The organism is Micromonospora sp. DT231, from assembly GCF_049847025.1.
GTDB lineage: Bacteria > Actinomycetota > Actinomycetes > Mycobacteriales > Micromonosporaceae > Micromonospora.
In genome coordinates, this window is record NZ_JBNCNO010000001.1 from 771,926 (window position 1) to 793,746 (window position 21,821).

The 21,821-nt window shown below is 70.8% G+C and carries 17 protein-coding genes and 1 pseudogene; 11 read left to right on the forward strand and 7 right to left on the reverse strand.

Annotated elements, in window-relative coordinates; genetic code table 11:
• The 5 genes and pseudogenes from ACPXBU_RS03400 to ACPXBU_RS03420 all read left to right on the forward strand — a co-directional run.
• Positions 1–241 (forward strand): annotated as a pseudogene (locus ACPXBU_RS03400) (hypothetical protein); the annotation flags it as partial.
• Between the two features lie 445 nt (positions 242–686).
• Entirely contained in the window at positions 687–1,145 is a 459-nt protein-coding gene (locus ACPXBU_RS03405) for a helix-turn-helix domain-containing protein (protein ID WP_425756325.1), read from the forward strand.
• Between the two features lie 15 nt (positions 1,146–1,160).
• Positions 1,161–1,664 (forward strand): hypothetical protein, encoded by a 504-nt coding sequence (locus tag ACPXBU_RS03410; protein WP_425756326.1) that lies wholly within the window; start codon positions 1,161–1,163, stop codon positions 1,662–1,664.
• Positions 1,651–2,883 (forward strand): MAB_1171c family putative transporter, encoded by a 1,233-nt coding sequence (locus tag ACPXBU_RS03415; protein ID WP_425756328.1) that lies wholly within the window; start codon positions 1,651–1,653, stop codon positions 2,881–2,883. The genes ACPXBU_RS03410 and ACPXBU_RS03415 overlap by 14 nt, the downstream gene beginning before the upstream one ends.
• Positions 2,884–3,003: 120 nt before the next feature.
• Entirely contained in the window at positions 3,004–3,996 is a 993-nt protein-coding gene (locus ACPXBU_RS03420) for a hypothetical protein (RefSeq protein WP_425756329.1), read from the forward strand.
• 20 nt (positions 3,997–4,016) lie between these two features.
• Here ACPXBU_RS03420 and ACPXBU_RS03425 read toward each other — a convergent pair whose 3' ends face one another.
• Both ACPXBU_RS03425 and ACPXBU_RS03430 read right to left on the reverse strand, forming a co-directional pair.
• Positions 4,017–5,219 carry an MFS transporter gene (locus tag ACPXBU_RS03425; protein ID WP_425756331.1) on the reverse strand — a complete coding sequence of 401 codons (1,203 nt, stop codon included), beginning with the start codon at positions 5,217–5,219 and terminating at the stop codon, positions 4,017–4,019.
• Between the two features lie 206 nt (positions 5,220–5,425).
• A complete protein-coding gene (locus tag ACPXBU_RS03430; protein WP_425756333.1) occupies positions 5,426–6,745 on the reverse strand; it encodes a HEAT repeat domain-containing protein in 1,320 nt (439 codons plus the stop codon).
• Between the two features lie 166 nt (positions 6,746–6,911).
• Between ACPXBU_RS03430 and ACPXBU_RS03435 the strand changes: the two genes are divergently transcribed.
• Positions 6,912–7,895 carry an RNA polymerase subunit sigma-70 gene (locus ACPXBU_RS03435; RefSeq protein WP_393373266.1) on the forward strand — a complete coding sequence of 328 codons (984 nt, stop codon included), beginning with the start codon at positions 6,912–6,914 and terminating at the stop codon, positions 7,893–7,895.
• A 64-nt stretch (positions 7,896–7,959) separates the two neighbouring features.
• Positions 7,960–8,415: a DUF6069 family protein gene (locus ACPXBU_RS03440; protein WP_425756335.1), complete on the forward strand. Its 456-nt coding sequence runs from the start codon at positions 7,960–7,962 to the stop codon at positions 8,413–8,415.
• A 113-nt stretch (positions 8,416–8,528) separates the two neighbouring features.
• Here the strand turns inward: ACPXBU_RS03440 and ACPXBU_RS03445 are convergent, their stop codons facing one another.
• Together ACPXBU_RS03445 and ACPXBU_RS03450 are read right to left on the reverse strand one after the other, a co-directional pair.
• Entirely contained in the window at positions 8,529–9,230 is a 702-nt protein-coding gene (locus tag ACPXBU_RS03445) for a DUF4396 domain-containing protein (RefSeq protein ID WP_393373271.1), read from the reverse strand.
• A 190-nt stretch (positions 9,231–9,420) separates the two neighbouring features.
• Positions 9,421–10,512 carry a winged helix DNA-binding domain-containing protein gene (locus ACPXBU_RS03450; RefSeq protein ID WP_425756337.1) on the reverse strand — a complete coding sequence of 364 codons (1,092 nt, stop codon included), beginning with the start codon at positions 10,510–10,512 and terminating at the stop codon, positions 9,421–9,423.
• A 245-nt stretch (positions 10,513–10,757) separates the two neighbouring features.
• Here ACPXBU_RS03450 and ACPXBU_RS03455 point away from each other — a divergent pair, with 245 nt between their 5' ends.
• The 3 genes from ACPXBU_RS03455 to ACPXBU_RS03465 all read left to right on the forward strand — a co-directional run bounded on the left by ACPXBU_RS03455 (position 10,758) and on the right by ACPXBU_RS03465 (position 16,069).
• On the forward strand, positions 10,758–14,144 hold the full coding sequence (locus ACPXBU_RS03455; RefSeq protein WP_425756338.1) for an SIS domain-containing protein: 3,387 nt from the start codon (positions 10,758–10,760) through the stop codon (positions 14,142–14,144).
• A 169-nt stretch (positions 14,145–14,313) separates the two neighbouring features.
• Entirely contained in the window at positions 14,314–14,982 is a 669-nt protein-coding gene (locus tag ACPXBU_RS03460; protein WP_425756340.1) for a HEAT repeat domain-containing protein, read from the forward strand.
• A 7-nt stretch (positions 14,983–14,989) separates the two neighbouring features.
• Entirely contained in the window at positions 14,990–16,069 is a 1,080-nt protein-coding gene (locus ACPXBU_RS03465) for a MerR family transcriptional regulator (RefSeq protein ID WP_425756342.1), read from the forward strand.
• Between the two features lie 40 nt (positions 16,070–16,109).
• Here the strand turns inward: ACPXBU_RS03465 and ACPXBU_RS03470 are convergent, their stop codons facing one another.
• From ACPXBU_RS03470 to ACPXBU_RS03480, 3 genes are all read right to left on the reverse strand, one after another.
• Positions 16,110–17,618, reverse strand: coding sequence for a DUF1996 domain-containing protein (locus tag ACPXBU_RS03470; protein WP_425756344.1), 1,509 nt, complete (start codon positions 17,616–17,618; stop codon positions 16,110–16,112).
• Between the two features lie 500 nt (positions 17,619–18,118).
• The gene (locus ACPXBU_RS03475; RefSeq protein WP_425756346.1) at positions 18,119–20,170 is read right to left on the reverse strand and encodes a glycogen debranching N-terminal domain-containing protein; all 2,052 of its coding nucleotides are present in this window, start codon (positions 20,168–20,170) and stop codon (positions 18,119–18,121) included.
• Positions 20,171–20,173: 3 nt separating this feature from the next.
• Complete coding sequence (locus ACPXBU_RS03480) at positions 20,174–20,536, reverse strand: SCP2 sterol-binding domain-containing protein (protein ID WP_393373294.1); 363 nt, start codon at positions 20,534–20,536, stop codon at positions 20,174–20,176.
• A 317-nt stretch (positions 20,537–20,853) separates the two neighbouring features.
• Between ACPXBU_RS03480 and ACPXBU_RS03485 the strand changes: the two genes are divergently transcribed.
• Positions 20,854–21,804: an SRPBCC family protein gene (locus ACPXBU_RS03485; RefSeq protein ID WP_425756348.1), complete on the forward strand. Its 951-nt coding sequence runs from the start codon at positions 20,854–20,856 to the stop codon at positions 21,802–21,804.
• Positions 21,805–21,821: the final 17 nt, after the last annotated feature.

The window sequence follows — 21,821 nt, forward strand, 5'->3', positions numbered from 1 at the left end:
CTCCAACGCGGGTGGTAAGCCGTTCACCACGGGAACTCAGGTCGGCAAGGACTGGCAGCAGTTCGACAAGGTGATCGCCGCGGACTACAGCGGTGACGGGCACGCCGACCTGGTCGCCGTGAAGCCTGACGGCACGATGCACTACTACCCCAACAACATGGACTCCAACCCGAACCACATGCCCTTCACCACGGGTACGGGCATTGGTTACGGCTGGGAGATCTACAGCAAGATCGCCTGACGACGACTGCACGCCTCACCCGAGCGGGTGTGTGGAGGAGGTGGCTCTCGACGAAGGGCTAGGGTCTCCGGTTGTGGGCGAGGCTGAACGCCGCGCCGGCAACCGGAGGCCCCGTGCTTGTGGGGGAGTCACCTCCGCGGTCGCCGTCAGCTCCGCGTGCACCGTCGAGCAGGCCTCACGGCCGTTCCCGGATCCGCAGGGCCACCCGAGCGTGTGGCCACCCGCCGGCCAGCACCGACCGCCTTGACCACCGAGATCGGCCACCAAATCGACCCTCCCGGCTGAGTACCCCGGAGGTGCTTCCAGCTAGTGTCGTACGAGGTGGCAGATCGAACGGATGAGATGTGCGAGGCTTCGCGTCGCCCCGGGCGGCCTGCTCTGAGCAGCGATTTCGCTCACGGACGTAGACGCCGACACCCGCCCGCGATCAGGGAGGCGACGTTCGGTGGGCAACCGCAGACCGACCATGGCTGATAAGTTGGACCGGTTATTCAAGACGGTCCGCCCAGGAGGTCGTGAGTACTCATACGAGGAAGTCGCGACGAAGATTCGCGCCACCGGTGTCATGATTTCGCACACGTACATCTGGCAGCTCCGTAAGGGGCACCGTGATAACCCCACCATTCGACACATCGAAGCCCTAGCACGTTTTTTCGGGGTCTCCCCGGTCTACTTCCTCGACGATGACGCTGCCCGTCAGATTGACGAGCAGCTCGAGCTGCTCGCGGCGCTCAGCGACAAGTCGGTGCGCCAGGTAGCTCTCCGCGTAGCTGGCCTCTCCGCCCCGAGCCTCGAGGCGATCAACGGCATCATCGAACACGCCCGCCGGATCGATCGGCTGACCGAGTCCGGGGACGACCAGCCTCGCCAACCCCCTGCCCCAGCGCCTGACGACACGCAATGACCTGAGGAGCCTCACATGCGGCTGCGTCGGCTTGAGCGGAGAGCCGCACGCCTCCTCGACGAGCTGTCTCTGCCCCGGGTTATCACCACGTCAGCCCTCTGCGCGCACATCTCCATGGCCAGGCGACGTCCGCTGCACCTGCACCCACTCTCCTTGATGGGGATCCCGGGGACGCCGGGCGGAATGTGGATCGAAACCGAAGCCGCCGACCACATCTTCTACAATGCGGACACCAGGCCACTACACCAGCAACACATCATCCTGCACGAGATCGGGCACATGCTCTGCCGTCATCGCAACACGGATACCGATGCGCTTGCCGTCATCATGCCCGATCTCGATGTTGACATGATTCGTTCCGTTCTCGCGAGGTCGACCTACTCCCTTGTGGCCGAGCAGGAAGCGGAGATGATCGCAACGCTGCTCGCGCAGCGTATGCAAGCACCAGAAATCGCTCTCCAGCCGGCCAACATTCTCGAAGAGTTCAGTAGCCGGGCGTCCCGCGATGTCCGCCGCTGACCTGCTCGAACTCATCGCCATCGGGGCGCTCTGGCTGGTGCTCATCATCCAGCTGAGCCGGAGCAGGCACTGTCCGCGGGACAGACCGGCCTTTCTGCTGCAGGCTGGGCTCACCGTCGCGGCAACCCTCAACCTGGCCCCGGTCAGCCGTGTCATCGATGCGACGACCGGTCTGGTGGACCTGAGCGTGTTGGTGAAGAACCTCGCAGGTCTGACCGTGGCATATCTCGCTTCCAGCCTCGCGGCCGCCATGGCCGCCAGCACGCCTGGGGCGACCTGCCGGTCGAGGGTCGATCTCCTGCTGCCGGGTGGCGCGGCGATCGGCATGTGTTTCCTGTTCGCGGCGGCGCCGCGCCATCCCGGCGACGAGGACTTCGTCACCGAGTCCGCCCAATCGGCGTACACGGTCTGGTACGGGGTTCTCTACCAGTCCGCAATCGTGCTCGCTGTCGCGCGAGCGTCGCTGACAGTGTGGAAACTCGCGTTGAAACGCTCTGGCGGCAGAGGCAACCGGAGCATCGTGGTGACGGCCCTGGGCGGCACGGTCCTGCTGGCCTACATCCTCAATCGAATTGTCTTCATCCTCAGCCACGCGGCTCATCTGGACGTCCTGGAAGGTCCAGGTTACGTCTTCTTCTCGAAGTCGCTCTTCGGCATCGGGTTGACACTGCTCGCGATCGGCGCGGCGGTGCCGGTCAGCAGGCCGGTGCGGCGATACATTCGTGACAGTGTCCGGCTGCACCGCCTCTATCGGTTGTGGCACACCTTGCAACTGGCCGTACCTGGCGTGGTCCTGGGTGCACCGCAAAGCCGAATCGCCGACGTCGCCAACGTCCTGCAGGTGCGACTGCGCCTCTACCGGAGGGTGATCGAGATCCGCGACGCGCAATCCGAGTTGGCCGCTTTCGTCGGTGGGTCAACGATCTCCGCCGCCGAAGCTCTCGTTGGCCAACTTGGGCTCGCCGGGGATTCCGCCGAGGCCGCAGTTGAGGCGTGCTGGACCGCCGCCGGACTGCGTGCCAAGTCCGAACGTTCCGTCGAGGGTGGCGGCACCTTCGCCTTCGCCGGGGGCGCCGCCGTGCCCGATCTGGACGGTGATGTCGAGTCACTTCTCCGAGTGAGGGCCTTCTACTTCTCTCCGGCGATCCAGAAGTTCGTCGGGCCACCGACACCCGCCGAACGTGCGCGGCCCGCGCCGGTTGTCGACGAGCGCGTGTGACCGGCCGGGCGCGGGCGGACGGAATCCCGACGCAGGGAGCTCGCCGGCCCTCGCGTGTCCCACTCTTGTAGTCGGCTCACCGCCGGGGGTGACCGAACACAAGGGACAGTGGAGGTCGGCATGCTGATCATCGCCGCGGACAGGGCGACCTACCCGCCCAACGGCCAGATCCCCAACCTCGAAGACGACGAGAAGGCCTACGCGGAGATCGCCAAACGAATCGCGTCACTTCTGCCGGAGGGATTCGAGGAGAATGCCTTCGGGCAGCTGGTCACCTGGTCGGCGAGCGCCCTGGGACGCCCCCAGAGCTTCGCAACGTGGGCCGAGGCCGTCACGGCCGCGACCGCCTACGCGCGGGGCGAGTTCGCCGGCAACACCGACCAGCGGCAGCGCGACCAGCCCTTGGAGGGCAACGCACTGGACCGGCTCGGCACGGCGTTGCTGAGCGCGGGGCAGACCGACGACCCGCAGATCAAGCTGCGCGAGAAGAGCCGCAGGTGGGCCAACTGCGGGCTGGCCGCGTTCCAGATCCGCGAGCAGTTGCAGGCCAAGGGTGGCAAACTGGCCAGCCAGTCCCGCGAGGCCTACGGCGTCGGCAAAGATGCGGATCTGAAGAGTGACCTGCTCGTCCTGCCCAGCGCGACCACAGTCGTGCTGCTCGACTGTCAGTTCCCGCAGGTGCACAACTTCGTCATCGAGGTACACAACGACGGGTCGCGCTTCCTCGCCCAGGGCTACCAGGGCTTCTACTTCGCGCAGTGGTGGCTCGGATTGGACCAGAGCTATTCCGGCACGCCCAGCGCCGAGATCCTCGCCCTGCGCGAGCGATACGGGTTGGGCCGGCGCATCAACACGCCAAACTACGAGAGCCTGCTCGACGGCCTGGTCGCGGCCATCGCGTCCGGCTGGCCGGAGACCGCGGACCAGTGGAGGACGTTGCCGTTCAACCCGGACTCGCAGGAGATCGACGGGATCCGCCATCGGTCCGGCTCGCCGACGTTTCTCGTGGAGGCGTTCGAGGTGGGCCAGCCGGCGGTGGCTCGCGCGAAGCTCGGTGGTGACGCCCGCGCGTCGCTCAGCGAGCTGGCGACGCGCAGTCTGACCACCGACTGACGGCTGAACCGGCGCCGGAGTCAGCGTGACCCCTCAACGCTGGTGGCTGAGGCGGCGGCGACACCCGGGCGTGTCGTCTTTCTGGCGACGGCCACCATGATGATGGTGCTGACCAGCGCGGCGACGGGGGCGAGGGCCAGGCCGAGGCGGACGCCGTTCGCCACCACCAGACCGGTGACCGCCGAGCCGGCGGCGCTGCCGATGGTGAACGCGGTGGCGACCCAGGCGAACGCCTCGGCCACGGTGCCCGGCGCCGCGAGCTGATCCACCAGAAGGAAGATGGCGGTCAGCGCCGGCGGTAGGGCCAGACCGCTGACCGCAAGCAACACCGCCATCAGGGTGGGGCGCGGTGTCAGCAGCAGCGGCACGAAGCCGACGGTCAGCCCGGCGGTGAGCAGCGGCAGCCGCCATGCTCCCGCCGGCGCGGCCCGGGTGTAGAGCAGGCCGCCGACCAGGGCGCCGGTTGCCTGCGCGGCGAGCAACCAGCCGGCCAGGCGCCGGTCGCCGGCCTCCTCCGCGTACGCGGTGATCGCCACCGCGATGCCGCCGACCGCCATCCCCGTGCCGGCCACCCCCACCAGCAGGGCCGTGAACCGGGGCACCCGCAGCGGTCCGGCCCAGTGCCGTGCCGCCGGCACTCCCCGCCAGGCCCGCACGGCGGGCGCGCGGACGAACGCGGCGGTGCCGGCGAGCTGCAGCAGCGCGGCCACCACCAACCCGGCGACCGGCCCGCCGAGCGCCACCGCGAGCAGCGTCGTGAGCGGGCCCACCACGAAGATCACTTCCTGTACGGCGACATCCAACGCGTACGCGGCCGGCACCGCCGCCGGGGGCAGCAGATCCGGCCACAGCGAGCGAAGGCACGCCTCCAACGGGGGAGCGCCGAGCCCGGCGACCACGGCGCCGACGGCCGCACCTGTCACGCCGAAGGCGCCGCTGGCCACGAAGACGAAGCCGGCGCCGGACAGCACCGCCGCGAGGCACAGCACCGGTGGCTGACGCCAGCGGTCCACCGCGCGGGCGAGCAGCGGCGTACCCACCGCCACCCCGGCGGTGTACGCGGCGACGAGCAACCCGGCCGCGGCCAGGCTGAACGACTCCCGCGCGAACAGCAGGAGGGCGAGCGGCCCGGAGGCCGACGGCAGCCGGCCCACCTGGGCGGCGAGCAGGACCCAGAGCACCTGCGGGGCACGCAGGACCACCCGGATACCGGATGAGGACATGAGACATCGCTCCCGATGCGATGGAAGGAACCACAAGGACCCACGGGCACCTGCCGGCGTGGGTCAGGGAGCGAAGTCGGACCGCTCGTGGTCGTTGCCGTACAACGGCAGAGCGGGCGTGGCCCACCGGGCGTACGACGCCGCGACAGCCTCAACCGGAACCACGAACCGACCGTATCGCACGGCGGCGGTCCACGGGGGGCGCCCTACCCGTCCGCGGCGGCCCGATGTTCCAGGATCTTCTCCACCTCATCGACCCGCCACCGACGCCCATCCGTGGGACTCATCTGGGAACCCGTCTCGCGCAGCACCTCGAGGCCGTGCTGATCCTCGCGTATCGCGAGGCCGATGGCAGCGTTGAGCCTCGCGTACAGGTAGTCGTCGGTCAGGTGCGCGGTCAACAGGGCGAGAACCGCCGGGGTGTCCAGGCCCGATTCCGCCAAGCTGAGCAGGGCGTTGGCGCGGACGCGGCCGTCGCGGTCAGCCGCGAGGTGGATCAGCGCCGCCACCACGCCCGGCGGCGTGTCGAACGGGTGGGGAGGCAGATTCATATACATACCCAGGCGTGGGTGCTCGCCGATGGCGTAGCCGAGCACGCCGGCGACGTGCCCGCGGATGTCCGGGTCAGGATGAACGGCATGGTGCAGGACGTCCGTCAGGTCACCACGACCGGTGTACTCGGCGAATGCGCCGATCACATTGCCCAGCGCGATCGGATCGTCCTCGGCGCGCAAGCGTGGCCTGAGCACCTCCGCCGCCTGCGCCTTCAGGGGTTGCTCATCGCAGCCCAGGTAGTGCAACAACTGGGTCGCGAACCTCCTGGTGTCGACCGAAGGGTGTGCCACCAGGTTGGCAGCCCACCGGAACCGGTCCTCGGCGGACAGGTGATCCGCCATGCCGACCTGAGCCTGGCCCCAGTCGCAGGACTGCGGGTCCGCGTGGAACAGGGCGCGTGCCAACAACTCGTCGGGGGTGACGGGTATGTCGAATTGGTGTTCCAGATAGGTGACGATCGCCCGATGATCGAGCTGCGTCTCGGCCTGCCGCCCGTCGGCCAGGGTCAACCGGATCCTCGTCGCGTGTTCCGGCTCCTGCTCCCTGGTCAGGATCCGTATCCGCTCGACGGCGGCCGGCTCGTCCGGGTGCGCGCCGAGCCGACGACGCAGTTCGACCTCCGGGTCGAGACCCAGCCACAGCCGTGCGATGTCCAGCGCACCGCGCTCCAGATGCTGCGGCACCTGCTTCCGCCAGTACGGGACGTGGTGCACCATCTCCCGCAGGACCTCGTACGCCCCGAAGTCGGCCGCCCAGGACACCGGATCGACACCGTCGTCCCACGGGCGGGCCGGATCGGCTCCGGCCTGGAGCAGGCTGGCGACGACATCGGCGTTACCCCCGAACACCGCCGCACGCAGCAGCCCGCTGCCCTCGTCACCCGCGAGCGCGTCCGCCGACGCCGTCCGTAACAGCCGGTCGAGAGACGACGTGTCACCGGCCCGCACCGCCGCGAGCAACTGCGCATCCACCCGGCCACCCTGCCCGAGCGAACGCCGGCGGTCGAGCGGTTATCGAGGCGCCACCTCATCCACGCCGTTTCGTCTGGCGATCGCCGCGACCGACGTCGGTGATGAGTTTTCGCGCCGGCACCCGTCACACCTACGACAGGACGTGCCGAGGCGGAAGGATGACGCGATGAGTGCGGACACACGGCTGGACGGGTTGGGCGAGGTCGACGAGCTGACGTTCTCGGGGCTGGCGGCTCGGCACCGGCGGGAGCTGCACGTGCACTGCTACCGGATGCTCGGGTCGTTCGAGGACGCCGAGGACGCCGTGCAGGAGACGTTGCTGCGGGCCTGGCGGCGGCGGGAGACCTTCGAGGGGCGGTCGACGTTCCGGGCCTGGCTGTACCGGATCGCCACGAACGCCTGCCTGGACCTGCTGGCCAAACGCAGACCGGAACCCGCGACCGGCGGTGAGGTGCGCTGGCTACAGCCGTACCCGGATCGGTTGCTCGACGAACTGCCCGCCGGTGGCGCGGACGAGCCGGAGGCGCTCGCCGTCGCGCGGGAAACGATCGAGCTGGCGTACGTGGTCGCGGTCCAACACCTCGCGCCGCGTCCACGGGCGGTGCTGATCCTGCGTGACGTGCTCGGTTGGCCGGCGAAGGACGTCGCGGACCTCCTCGGGGACTCCGTCAACTCGGTGAACAGCGCGCTGCAACGGGCCCGTGCCGGCATGCGGGAGCACCTGCCCGCCGAGCGGCAGGACTGGACCGGCGGCGAGGAGGACGCCGACACCCGCGAGTTGGTACGCCGCTTCACCGACGCCGCCGTGGCCACCGACGTCGACGGGCTCGCGGCCATGCTGCGCGACGACGTGCGCTGCTCGATGCCGCCCACGCCGGGCCTGTCCGTCGGCCGCGACGCGGTGGTCGACGGCTGGGTCCAGGACGGGTTCGCCGACCTTCGGGGCATGCGCGCGGTCCCCACCTCGGTCAACCGGCAGCCCGCCGTCGCCTTCTACCTGTGGCGCGCGCAGGAGGACGCGTACCTGCCGCTGACGATCGACGTCCTGCGCGTCACCGGCGGAGCGATCACCGAGATCGTCACCTTCCACGACGACCAGTTCCCGCGGCTCGGGCTGCCCGAGCGCCTGCCGGCCGACGACGCCGAATAGGCACGCCACCCGGCGGCGCACGTGGCGCGCCGGCCGCACCCCTGTCGAAGAGTGGAGGAACGTCGTGCACAGCAGGTATGACTCCGGGGCCATCGCGGTCCCGGTAGCGGGCCAGACCAGCCACACCCGGCGACTCGGCGGGCTCGTCGGCACCGGCGGCGTGGCCGCGCTCGCGGCGACGACGGCCACCACCCTGGCCGCCGCGCTCGCGACGGCCGTCGGCGTCGACTTCGAGATCCCCGATGGTGGGGCGATGATCCCGTTGGCCGGGTTCGCCGTGGTGACGGGCTTCTTCTCGGTCGTGGGCGTCGTCATCGCCGTCGCTCTGCTTCGGTGGAGCGCTCGCCCGGCGCGGCGATTCGTGTGGACCGCCGGGTCGTTGACCGCGATCTTGCTGGTTCCGCCCCTGCTCTGCGGGGCCGCCCCGGCCACCGTCGCCGCGCTGCTCGGGCTGCACCTCGTGCCCGCGACGGTCATGATCACCGTGCTGGCGCGCGGCCTCCACGCCCGGACCGGTTGACGCCACGCACACCCCCGGCGGCTGGCGTCCCGCTCAGAGTTGGGCGGCGACCACCCTGGTGGCCTGGGCGATGAGGGCGTCGTCGGGGGTGGCGTCCCTCGTGCCGCGCGCGGTCAGTCGTGGGGGAGCCGGCGCGGCTCGATCCGCAGCCCTCGGCTGAGCTGCCAGGAGGCGGTGGGCCACGCCGCGATGAAGCCGGCGATCAGCCCCAACTGGCCCGCGAACCAGAAGATGGGGCCGTCGGGACGCAGGGTTGGCTCCGGAAAGACCACCCGGTGCGCGAGCGTCAGCCACACGAACAGCGCCATCTCGAACGCGGTGATCGTCAGCAGTTCGACCTTGGCGACCGTGGACAGGGCGTGCCAGATCTTCGTGACGCCGCGGCCCGGTGCGCCGACGTACCGGAAGAGCACCGCTATCGTCACCGCCGCCAGGTAGTCCCCGGCGTAGTCGACCCAGAGCGTCTCCTGCGCCGGGTCGGACCTGACGACGTACAGGGCGACCTCGGCGACGACGAAACCGAGCGCGCAGTGGGCGCCGCAGCGGGACACGCGGGTGACGACGACGCCGCGCCGGGGCCGTCGCGGCTGGTCCTCCCGCCGCCGTCGGGAGTACGTCTCGGGCCTACCCCAGTTCCAGTAGAGGCGGACGGCGGCCGGGCCGACGTAGAGGACTGTCACCAGCCAGACGATCTCCATGACCCGGACGGGCTGACGGTGCCCACGAAGATAGGTGTCGGCGACGACGACCGCGCAGCTGACGACCCCGACCGTGAGCGACACCCAGGACAGCGTCAGGAGCCAGGTGGGTTGCATCCACGCCCCTTCCGCCGCGCGGGACGCCGACGCGCCTCCCGCTGCCGCATCCGAAGGGGGGCGGCACCGACCGAGGGCACCTCGCAGTGTTCCATGCCCCACCCGCAGGCAGCGGGAGATCGGGTGTTCCCGCCGGCCGCAGGCGGATGGTTGCTGCTGCCCTCGTCCTCAGTGATGCTCGACCCCCCAGCTAGCTGGCGAAGTCGACGCCGCTGAGGGAGACGCCGCGGTGCGCGGCGAGGTGTTCGGCTTGCGCGGCGATGGCCTTGCGGGTGGAGTCCGACAGCCGGTGCCAGGGTTGGACACTGACCGTCATCGTGCGGCCGGACTTGCGGGGACGCCAGGCGCCGACCAGGTTGCCGTCGACCAGGACGCCGCCGGGGCGACCCAACACCGGCCACATCTGCTTGGCGTGGGCGGCGTCCGGCGCCAGCGTCGCCCGGTCCTTGGCCTGGAGGAAGAGGTCGAACGGGCCGAGCAGGCGGGTGCCGCAGCCGTCGGCCGACTCCAGCGCCTCCTCGTCGTCGGCCAGCAGCGAGCGCGCCTCGCCGTCGACCGTCACCTCGATCACGTCGTCGGGCCAGTGTGCCTTCACGTCCTTCACCGGGGCGTCGAGATAGTCCGCCACGTGCTTCGGTGTGGCCGGGCCGAGCAGGCGGAGATAGGCGCGGACGAGGTCGAAGCGCTCGCCCGGGGCGGCGGCCCTCCGGAACCCGGTGATGCGCCGCAGGACCGGAGGTGAGGTGTCGAGCTGCAACTCCAGCCCGGCCCGCGCGGCGGCGAGCCGGAAGGGCATCTCGTAGACGTGCGTGGCGTCGCACGGTCGGCAGAACCGCAGGTACGGCTCGGGCAGCACCGCGGCCAGGCGGCCGGAGACGTCTCCCTTGACCGTCGGCGTGGTGACGATGGCCCGCATGCGGGCGGCCACCTCGTCCAGGGCGGCGAGGTTGTGGATGCCGGCGGCCTTCAACGGCTTGGCGGCGTCGTAGATGCGCTTGCCCGCGTCGGCGTCGGAGAAGGGTTCGACAGCGGCCACCACGGCGCCGGCGTCGGCCCGGCGGTAGAGGTGGGGAGCGCCGCGCACGGTCCACAGCACGATCACCTCCGTGTCGGACAACGCGGTCACGTCGACGCCGCGCGCGGCCAGTGCCCACCGGGCGCCGTCCGGGCCGGTGTTCTGCACTCCGATGTCCAGGATGGCGGTGTCGGCGAGCGTGCCCTGAGCCCGGTCGAGCTGCTGGGCGCGGACGCGGAAGTTGAGCACCTGGCGTCGGTCGACCATTCCCGCACCCTAGACGAGTAGGACCGGACGGCCCCGGAGCCGCGTCGTTCCGCAAGAGTGGCATTACGCAGAGCGTTCACTTTGTCGCGTACAGCAATGATCCTGCCCTGAGTGCGCAGTCGCGAACATTTCGGCTGCGCGAATCGGTTGGTAATGCGCAGGCCTCTTGCGCGATGAGATATCGTCGGGCTTTCTGGCCGACCGAGGCCGTCCGACGCGACGGCCGTCCGACGTGAGGGGTATGCATGTGCGGGATCGCCGCAGCGCTGCCGGACTATGACTGTGACCTGGCAGCGGTTTCCGATCGGCAACTGCTGGACGTGCTGCCGGAACTGCCGCACGTCGACCTGACCGCCGATCGGCCCAGCGGAATGGACCTGCACCCCGCGTTCGACGGCCTGGTCAAGGAACTCGCGGCCGCGTTGGATCTGTACACGGCCCCCACCGCCGTGCACCGCTTGGCGTGCGAGAAGAGCCTGCGCGAGGCTGTCGTGGCGCGGACGTCGGCGCTGGACTCATGGCTCACCGTCGCCGAGCGCGCACTCGACGACCCCGGCGCCGGCTGGGACGCCGACCTCCTGGAGCAGGTCCAGCAGCGCGCGGTGGCCGCTCGGGACCTGCTCTGGTCGATCGAGCAGGACAGGATCGGCGCCGCGGTGCGGATCGCCGAGCTCGCGCGGCAACAGATGATCACCCTGAACCAGGCGCGCAGCTACCTCGCCGTCGACGCGGTCCTGGACGCGATCGATCGGCTGGAGGTGCGCGGCCGGGACTCGGCGGGCATCCAGGTGTGGGTCACGCTCGACGACGCCGACCTCGCGCGGGTGCCGGCCACGCTGCGGGACCGGGTGGACGGCGAGTTCCGCCACTGCGCGGCGGCGCAGTTCCGGGGTGGCATCTCACTCGTGTACAAGCGCGCCTCGGTCATCGGCCGGCTCGGCGACAACGTCGCGTACCTGCGCGCGGCGATGACCGCCGACGACGACCTGCACACGGTCCTCGATCTGCCCAGCGCCCGCGTCGTGATCGTCGCGCACACCCGTTGGGCCAGCGTCGGCCGGATCAGCGAGGCCAACGCCCACCCGCTGGACAGCACCACGCCGGCCGGCGACGATCCGTGCTTCGCGATCGCCGCTCTCAACGGCGACATCGACAACCACGTCGCGCTGCGCGACCAGTTGAACCTGCCGGCCTCGTCCACCGGAATCAGCACCGACGCCAAGCTGATCCCGGTGATGCTCGCCCAGCAGATGGCCGCCGGCCACTCGCCCGAACAGGCGATGGCCGCCTCCGCGCGCAACTATCACGGTTCGTTCGCGATCGCGGCACAGGGCGACCTCGCCGCCGACCAACTGATGCTCGTCGTCAAGGGCAGCGGCCAGGGCCTGTACGTCGGGTTCGCCCTCGGCTGCTTCCTGGTCGCCAGCGAGGTGTACGGCCTGGTCGGCTGGACCGATCGGTACCTGCGGTTGGACGGTAGGCACTCCGACGACGGCGAGGTCGGCACGGTGGTCGTCCTCGACCGGAAGCACGCCGGCACCCTCGCCGGCCTGCGCCGGACGACGATGCGCGGCCGGTCCCTGCCGGTCGCCGAGGCGGACATCGCCACCGCGGAGATCACCACGCGGGACGTCGCGCGCGGCGAGTTCGACCACTACCTGGAGAAGGAGATCACCGAGGCGCCGTCCTCGTTCCGCAAGAGCCTGCGGGGTCGCATCGCCGACGACGGCCAGCGGCTCTCCGTCGCGCTCGGCGAATCCGCACTGCCGCAGAGCATCCGGGAGCGCTTCGTCGACCGGGACATCCGCGAGATCCTCTTCGTCGGTCAGGGCACGGCCGCGGTCGCCTGCGAGGGCATCGCCAAGGTGGCCGACGATCTGCTGCACCCGCACATCACCGTCGCCGCGATGCCGGCCACGGAGCTGTCCGCCTGGAAGCTGCGGGCGGACATGTCGTCGGTCTGTGTCGTCGCGGTCAGCCAGTCCGGCTCGACCACCGACACGAACCGCGCCATCGACATGGCGCGCGCACGGGGCGCTGCCGTGCTCGCCATCGTCAACCGCCGGGACAGCGACCTGAGCCACAAGGCCGACGGTGTGCTGTACACGTCGGACGGCCGCGACGTGGAGATGGCGGTCGCCTCGACGAAGGCGTTCTACTCGCAGGCGGCCACCGGTACGCTGCTCGCGCTGCAGATCGCGAGACTGTGCGAGCTGCTCTCGCCGGAGCTGGAAGACCTGATGCTGCACGCGTTGCAGGAGATGCCGCAACAGCTGCAGACGCTGCGCGACCTCGGCCCGAGGATGGCCGAGATCGCGCAGGTGGCGATCCGGCACCCGCACTGGGCGGTGGTCGGCTCCGGCCCGAACCGCGTCGCGGCCGACGAGACCCGCATCAAACTCTCCGAGCTGTGCTACAAGACCGTCTCCACCGACGCCGTCGAGGACAAGAAGCACGTCGACCTGTCGGCGGAGGCGTTCGTCCTGGTCTGCGCGGCCGGCACCCCGCCGGGGCAGCTGCGCGACCTCACCAAAGAGGTCGACATCTTCGCCGCCCACCGCAACCAACCGGTCGTCATCGTCGACGAGGGCATCGAGCTGCCGTGGGCTACCGACTGGGTGATCCGGGTGCCGGCGGCGCACCCCGCCTTCGCCTGGATCCTCAGCACGGCTGCCGGGCACCTCTTCTCCTACCACGCCGCCCGGGCGATCGACGCCACCGCCGATCCGCTGCGCGAGGCGCTCGCGGGGCTGGAGGCGTCGGTCGACGCCGGTCGCGTCGCGCGTGACGAGCTGGACGCCGCGTGCGGCGGCATCCACCAGTTCCTCGCCGAGGCCGCCCAGGGCAGCGTTCGCGGCGTTCTTCCCAGCGACGTCGCGCTGCGCCTGCACCAGGCCGCGTCGCTGCTGCGGCACGGCGCAGCGGTCGTGCCGGAGCTGCCGGTAGCGGTCGCCGATCCGGTCGACTTCGTGCGTACCCAGCTCACGGCCTCCGCCGACGAGCTGACGCGCTCGATCGACTCGGTCAAGCACCAGGCGAAGACGGTGACCGTCGGCACCTCGCGTGGCGACTCCGACCTGCTGGACAACGCGCTCGCCACGGCCGTCGTCGAGGCCGGTGGCGATCTGTCCGTGCTGAGCTATCCCGTCCTGCTGGCGCTCCGTGCGTTCGCCCGGGTGACCGAGGGCGTCACCGGCACGATCCGGTACCAGCTCAGTCAGTCGCCGGGCCACGCCACCCTGCGCGTCCTGCGCAAGACCGGCGTCGCCGAGGACCTGACCAGCCGCGCGGACAGCGGTGCCGAGCTGAGCGGCTCGAAGCAACTCGCCGTCGCCTCGCGCATGGTGCGGCTGGTCCGCGGCGTACGCGACGGCCGGTTGGTGCTCATGGTCCCGGAGCAGACCGGGGCGCGCGTGCACTCGCTCACGCTCGCGCACGTGACACTTGTCGAGCGGGCCGAGCCCGCGCACCTGACCGAGGTGCTCGAGCTGACCGGCACGCGACTGGCGGAGATCAGGGCTGCGGTCACCGAGACCGACACGCCGTTCGCCGTGGAGAGCCTCACGCACGTACCGGTGGAGACGGTTCTCCTGGGTTCGGTGGACGACGTGGTCCGGCTCCTGAGCCGGTAGCCGGTCGATGGTTTCCGCGGTGCTGCCGGCGTTTGTGTCGCCGGCAGCACCGCTCGCCAGCCCTCCGCGCCGCAGGCTGACACGTGCGGTGCGCGACGCTGCCCAGTGCGGTTCGCCTTGACCTTGACACGGTGACAAGGTCTTCGGTGGGGTCGAGGAGGTGGTCTCGATGACCGGACCGGAAAAGGACGCGAACACCATGCGGGCGCTCCAGGCGCTGGAAAGCGGCGACTCGTCGGTGCGGCTGCGCGCGGCGCTGGCGGTCGGCACAGCCCCGGACCCGCGGTTCGTCGACACGCTCGTCGAACGATGCGCGATCGAGCCCGAGTTCTTCGTACGCGAGATGGTCACCTGGGCGCTGCTCCGTCACCCATCCGCGCTGACCGTCGCGAAGCTCACCGGCCAACTCCGCTCGGAGCGGGCGCAGGCCCGGAGCCAGGCGTTGCACACGTTGTCCAAGATCGGCGATCGGCGGGCCTGGCCGGCGGTGACACGGGCGCTCCTGACCGACCCGGACGAGGAGGTGGCGCGAAGCGCCTGGCGAGCCGCGGTCGCCCTGGTGCCTCCCGGTGACGAGCCCGAGTTGGCCGAGGTGTTGGCGACGCAGCTCGGGCGCGGCACGCGGGACACGCGGTTGAGCCTCAGCCGGGCGTTCGTCGCGCTCGGTGCGGTGGCGATGCCGATCCTGCGCGTCGCGATGACGGCTCTCGACCCACAGGTACGCGCGCACGCGATCGCGACGCAACGGCTGGCGCGGGACCCGGATGTCGGTGTCGAGTCCTCGATCGAGGAGGCGAAGCGTGTGCTGGCCCTCGGCGCGATCGGCGAGGAGGGATGATGCGCAGGTGTTGATCGGTGACGTGGCGCGCCGGTCCGGGGTCAGCGCCCGCATGCTCCGGCACTACGACTCGCTCGGCCTGGTCCGGCCGACCGGCCGTAGCGGCGTCGGCTACCGGGAGTACTCCGACGAGGACATCCGGCTGATCTTCCAGGTCGAGAGCCTGCGGTCCCTGGGCCTGTCGCTGCGTGACGTCCGGCGGGCGCTCGACGATCCCGGCTTCACGCCCTCCGGCCTCGTCGACGACCTGATCCAGCGGACGCGACAACGCATCGCGGATGAGCGGGACCTGCTCACCCGACTGCGTCGGATCGCCGCCGCCGACCCCGCCGACTGGGAGGACGTCCTCCAGGTCGTCGCGCTCCTGCAGGCACTGGGCTCACCGAGCGCGGGCAGGCGTCAGCGCGCCGCCCTGTCCTCGGTCGACGGGGCTCCGCTGCCCGTGGAGGCGCTCGTCGAGGCGGCGCTCGACGAGACCGACCCGAACGTCGCCGGAGCCCTGCGGTGGGCGCTGGCACAGTCGGGGGACGACGGCCTGGCGCTGCTCGCGGACGGCCTACGCTCACCACGGGCCGAGGTACGCGAGCGTGCCGTCCGGACCATCGCCGAGATCCCGCACGACGCGGCGACCGACGTGCTGCGCGACGCCCTCGCGAACTCCGACGTCGTGGTCCGCGGGCACGCGGCGCTGGCGCTCGGGGCGCGGCGGGTGGCGGACGCGGTCCCGACGCTTGTCGACATGGTCGTCGAGGAGACGAAGGACGCCGAGGCAGCCGACGTGTTGGGCGTGCTGGCGACCGAACCCGAGGTGGCGGCACTGATCGCCACCAGGCTCGTCGGCTGCCTCGCCCGGGGGACCGTGGCGCCGTCGGCGCGTCGGCGGCTGACCGAGGCGCTGGCGGACATCCCGGGTGACACCGCGGCACGGGCCCTGGTGGACCTGTCCCGAGACGACGACCGCGCCGTCGCGCTGACGGCGACATCCATCCTCACGCTCCGCGGTGGGGCCGGGAAGCTCCGCACCGGGATCGGGGAGCCGCGCAACGGGACCGGGCCGGACACGATGCCGGACGACCCCCTCGCCTGAGCGAGAGGGTCGTCCGGTGGCAACCGTGGGGGCGTGCCGGTCAGCCGCCGGCGAACGTGACCTCGGTGCCGCACTTGGCGTTCTGGTTGAGGCAGGACTTCACCAGGGCGCCGAGGCGTGCCGGCTCCCAGGCGTTCATGAAGTCGCCGTGCATGGAGGACGGCTTGCCGGAGGAGAGCGTGAGACCGTCACCGCCCAGCGACTGGTAGTTGACCATGAAGGACAGGTCCGGCACGGCCACCGGGTACTTGCCGGTGCAGACGCCGTTCACCGGGTCACCCATGTGCGACTTGTGGTCGGGTGAGTCGATGTTCTTGCCGTCCCAGCAGTCCTTGAACACCAGTTGGAAGATCAGGTTGCCGCCGGGTGCGCAGACCGGCCAGTTGCCGTCGGCGCTGCGGCCGATCTCGGCGCTGCCGGCGCACCAGAACTGGTTGCTACCGGCGTTCTTCGGGGTGTCCACCTGCCGCTTGGCGTCGCCTTCGACCACCCGCAGGCCCGGCGGGAAGGGCTTCACGGTCGACGGGTCCTTGACCCGCGAGCCGTAGTAGACGCGCATGCTCTTGATCGGGACCGGCTGACCGTCCTTGCGCAACTCCGGGGTCCAGTAGGCGCTGTTGTCACCCGGGGCGTTGCAGTTGGTCGTCGCGGAGAGCAGCTTGTCGGTCGTGGTGAAGGCGTCGATCTTCGGACCGAAGAAGGTGTGCATGTGTGAGGCGCCCGGCAGGGCGGGCACGACGATCGGGTCGTCCGGCGCCGAGTTGGCGACCTCGCAGTCGGTGTGGAACTCGGGCACCCGGGTGGTCCCCGGCGTCACCGCCTTCGGCGTGAGGGCGTCGAAGGCGGCCAGTTCCCTGCTCCACCGGGCCTGGTCGACCGGGACCCAACCGCCGGCGGGTGCGCTCGGCGGGACGGACGTGGAGGCGGACGCCGACGGGGTGGGGCTCGGCGCGGACGAGGCGGTGGGCGTCGCCGAGGCGCTCGCCGGCGCGCTCGGCGACGAGCCCGCCGCGGGGCCGAACGTGAACCAGTTCAGGTTCACGAAGTCCGACGTCGAGGTGCTCTTCAGGACGGCGAAGACGGTCTGCGGGCCGGCCGGCACGGCGGACGCCTTCGCCGTGACCGTCGTCCACTTCTGCCAGCCGCCGGTCTGCGCGATCGGGAAGGTGGCGAGCAGGTGACCGTCCGGCGCGGCGAGGCGCAGTTCGACCGTGCCGCCGGTGGCGTTGTGCGAGGAAACCCGGGCCGTGAGGTTGGCCCCGGTGATCGATACGCCGTCGTAGCGCAGCCAGTCGCCGCTGGCCAGCCAGCCGACGTTCCGGCCGCCGTCGGCATCGCCGGTGTCCTCGGTCTGCGCCCCGGAGTGTGCCGCGAAGGCCTCGGCCTGGATTCGGCCGGGCACGGCGACCTCTTCGGCCTGGGCGCCGGCGATGTAGATGCCGCTGGCGCCCAGTGCGGCCACGACGGCGGCGGCGAGCGAGATGCGGGTGCGGCGGCGACGCTTTCGCGCCCGGTCCGCCGGTGCGACGTGCGCGGGGGTGGTCCGCATTACCAGTGTTGTCCTTTGCGTCGGCGACAAAGCTTTTGACGAAAGGAATTATGGGCGTACGCAGAGCTGACAACAACTCGCGGAAGAAGAATTAAGAACAGTGGTCGGAAGGTCTCCTGGTCGCCGTCTTCGCCGTGCCGGATAACGGTTTTTCGGTCGCGCATTCTTAAGTCTTCGTTAAGTGTTCGAGGTGTTGGGCGCGTGTCTTCGGCGATTGCGTGATTACATTTTTTGGAGAAAAATCTTGCTCCGATTTGCCGTGTGGGCCGCGTGGCGTCGCTGGTGGCGGAGCGGTGGCGTGGAGCCGTCGCGCACCGGCGGACACGACACACCGGGCACCGGGCCATCGGAGCGGCCGACGGTTGACCGTGACCCTAGCGGCATACCTCGGGTATTAATACGACTCTGAGGTATACCGCTCACCACCGCATAGGCCCACCCAGGTGAGCGGCGGCCGTCGGCTGCGCCCTCCGCCGCATCCAGGGTGCGGAATTGCGCCTCTAGGGTTGGTCGGGGCGGTGCCGGGCGAAGGCGTCGGCCATGCCCCAGCGGCCGGGGATGTCCAGCAGCGCGACCCGTCCGAAGGCCGACGGCAGCGAGGGGTCGACGGCCAGGTGGTCCTCGTGCGGGTTGAGGCCGAGCATGGTGCGCAGGAGCAGGATGGACGCTCCGCTGGACCAGGCCTGTGGGCTGCCGGCGGTGGGATACCGGACCGGGTAGCGGGTGGTGTTGCGGTCGAACCCGCCGAAGGCCTCGGGCAGCCGACCCTCGAAGTAGGTGGCGGCGGACAGGATGCTCTCCGCGATGCGGCCGGCCTCGCTGGCGAACCCGTACCGGCGCAGACCCCAGGCGATGAACGAGTTGTCGAACGGCCAGACCGTGCCGTTGTGGTAGCCGAGGGGGTTGTAGCGGCGCTGCCCCTCGGCGAAGGTCCGCACGCCCCAACCGGAGAAGAGCGCCCGGCCCATCAGGTGTTCGACGACCTGCGGGGCCCGCTCCGGCGGCACGATGCCACTCCACAGCAGATGCCCGATGTTCGACGACAGGCTGTCGACGGGTGTGCCGTCGTGGTCCAGCGCGAGGGCGTAGTAACCCCGGTCGGCCAACCAGAAGTCCCGGTTGAACCGGTCGTACAGCGCCGCCGCGTCGCGTTCCAGCCGCTCGGCGTAGTCGGGGTCGCCCCAGACGGTACGGGCCAGCCGAGCCCCGCGGATCTTCGCGTCGTAGGCGTACCCCTGGGTTTCGCAGGTGGCCCTCGGGAAGCCCGGCAGCCTGCCGTCGGCGTAGGAGATGCTGTCCCAGGAGTCCTTCCAGCACTGGTTGTCCAGGCCGGTGGCGCGGTTGCGTCGCTCGTACCAGACGTAGCCGGTGGACGTGAGGTCCGCGTAGTTGTCGATCCACGCCAGGGCGGCTCGCGCCTCCTGCTCCAACTCCCGCACCAGCGCGGTGTCGCCGCTCCACCGCTCGTACTCGTCGAGCAGCACCACGAACAGTGGCGAGGCGTCTACGGTGCCGTAGTAGGGGGAGTGCGGCTGTTCCTCGAACGCGGCCGACTCCCCGTAGCGCAGCTCGTGCAGGATCCGGCCGGGATCCTCCTCCAGCACGTCGTCGGTGCGGACGCCCTGCAGAGAGGCGAGGATCCGCAACGTCGGCGGGGTCAACGACGGGGTGACGGGCAGGGTCTGCAGGCAGGTCAGCAGGCTGTCGCGGCCGAACAGCGTCATGAACCAGGGCAGCCCGGCGGCGGGTACGGCCGCGCCGCTGAGCGAGAGCGGGGCGAAGCGCAGCGCCGCCAGGTCCACCAGGCTGCGGTGGTACACCTGTTGCAGCGCGGCGCTCTCGGTGTCCAGGGTCGGTGCCGCCGCGACCCAGGCCCGCAGGCTGGTGGGCAGCGTGGAGTCGTCGGGCCGCTGGGCCCGCAGCGCGGAGCGCAGGTCGACGCCGTCGGGACGCAGCGCCAGCATGGCGACCTGCAATCGTGTCGACCACTGTTGCCCGGGGCCCAGTCGGATCGTGAAGCGCAGGCCGTCCGGGTCGAACTCGGCGGGCTCGCTCGCCGACAGGACGACCTCACGTCGGTAGGTGCCGCGCCGGTAGCCCAGGCGCAACTCGTCGGGGCCCACGTGTGTGTAGTGCGTGCCGGTCTTCTCCCCGATGTCGAACTTGATCTCGAAGATGTCGGCGAAGTCGGCCGCCACCTCCAGCCGGATGTCGAGATCCCTCTCCTGCTCGCCGTAGTTGAAGATCGTCAGGGACTCGGTCAGGTCCGGACCGATGCGCCGGCGCCGGATGGCCGACACGTCGGCCTGCACGTAGTCGACCGCCGCGCCCGGCACCACGAAGAAGGTGACCTCGTAGTACTGGCTGTCGTCCACCGACAGGGCGGTCATGCACTCGCCGTTGACGAAGAGCATCCAGCGGGACAGGAAGCGGGTGTCGGCGGCGAACAGCCCGACCGGCGTGGCGGGGGACGAGTCGACGTCGCCACTGGCGTCGGACACCATGAAGGTGTTCCCGTCGATACACGACACGGTCTCCGCGATGTCCCTCATCGGCTACGTCCCACTGTCCGGGCCGCCCCTCTGCAACGGCCCCGGCTCACGCGGAAACAGCCGTCCGAGCCGCAACGCCAGGCCGAGGTCGCCGTCGACCATGATCTCGCCCCGGGTGATCGCCGCCAGGCCGTTCACCTCACCGCGCGCCATCGCCTCCGCGACAGGCGCCGACACCGTGATCACGGTGGTGGCGGGGTCGGCGCTGCGCCGCACCCGCATCTGGCCATGATCGATCTCCAGGAGCCACTGCTCCAGGTTGCCGCCGTCCCCGATGTCGAACCGCACGCTCCCGCACACCTTGCTGAACCGCGGATCCTGGCCGGCGACTGTCAACCGCTCGAAAAAGGCACTTGTCGCCGTCATCCCACCTCCCCGGGTGCTGGTAGAAGCGGATGCCGGCTACCCGGTGCGGGCCGCCGTTAACTCCCGGCGGCCCGTCTCGTTCAGTCAGCCCAGGTCGAAGTCCACCACCGTCGGCGTCCGCCGGACCCTCGCCGAGGGTGACCGCGCCAACGTCGCGGCCTCCACGACGAGCGGTGCGACGGCGACGGCGGCCGCCCGCAACGGACCTTCTACCGCGAAGCGGGCGCGGGGGCCACGCTCAGGACATAGCGTCAGGGTCGCGGCCTCGCCGCCGCGCCGGCCCGCCGCCGGCTGCGCCGACCGGAGGGGGACCGGACATGGACCGGGTCGACACTGTGCTCCTGCCGGAGCTGGACGGGCCCGTGCCGGCGACGTTGCCGAGCGCGCTCGGCCTGCTGAGCCTGGCCCTGGGCGTCGGCGCCCTGGTCGCGCCGGGCCGTCTCGCGCGACTGGCCGGGGTGGACGACTCCCCGGCCGCGCGCGCGGTGCTCCCGGCCGTCGGGGTACGGGAGTTGGGCAGCGCCGCCGGCCTGCTCGGCGGTCGTCGCCCGGCGGGCTGGGCGTGGAGCCGGGTGGCCGGCGACGCCATGGACCTGACCCTGCTCGTCCGCGCCCTCGCCGACCGCCGCGGTGAACGACGGCGCCGCGTCGCCCTGACCACAGTCGCGATCGCCGGCATCGCGGCCGTCGACGTGGTCAGCGCCGTGCGGATCAGCCGAGCGCGACGCGCACGGGCTCGGATGATCCGGATGGAGATCGCGGTGACCGTGAACCGGTCACCTGCCGAGGCGTACCGGTTCTGGCGCGACGTGGAGAACCTGCCCCGGTTCATGACGCACCTGGAGTCGGTGCGCGCCGACGACCTGCGCCGCTCGCACTGGGTCGCGCGCGGCCCGGCCGGCCATCGCGTCGAGTGGGACGCCGAGATCATCCACGACCAGCCGAACACGTCGATCACCTGGCGATCGCTGGCGGGGACCGGGGTGCCCAACGCCGGCCGGGTCCGCTTCGTGCCCGCACCCGGCGACCGGGGCACCGAGGTCCGGGTGGAGTTGCGCTACGCGCCGCCGGCCGGTGCGCTCGGCCGGGCGGTGGCGAAGCTCTTCGGCGAGGAACCCGAGCAGCAGGTCCGTGACGACCTGCGCCGGTTCAAGCAGGTGCTGGAGACCGGCGAGGTGGTCCGCTCCGAGGGCAGCCCCAACGGCATCTCCGTACGCCAACAGGCCATGCAGCGTCCCGCCCAGCCGCTGCCGCCGTCGCGCCGCTGACCGCCCACTGTCGAAAG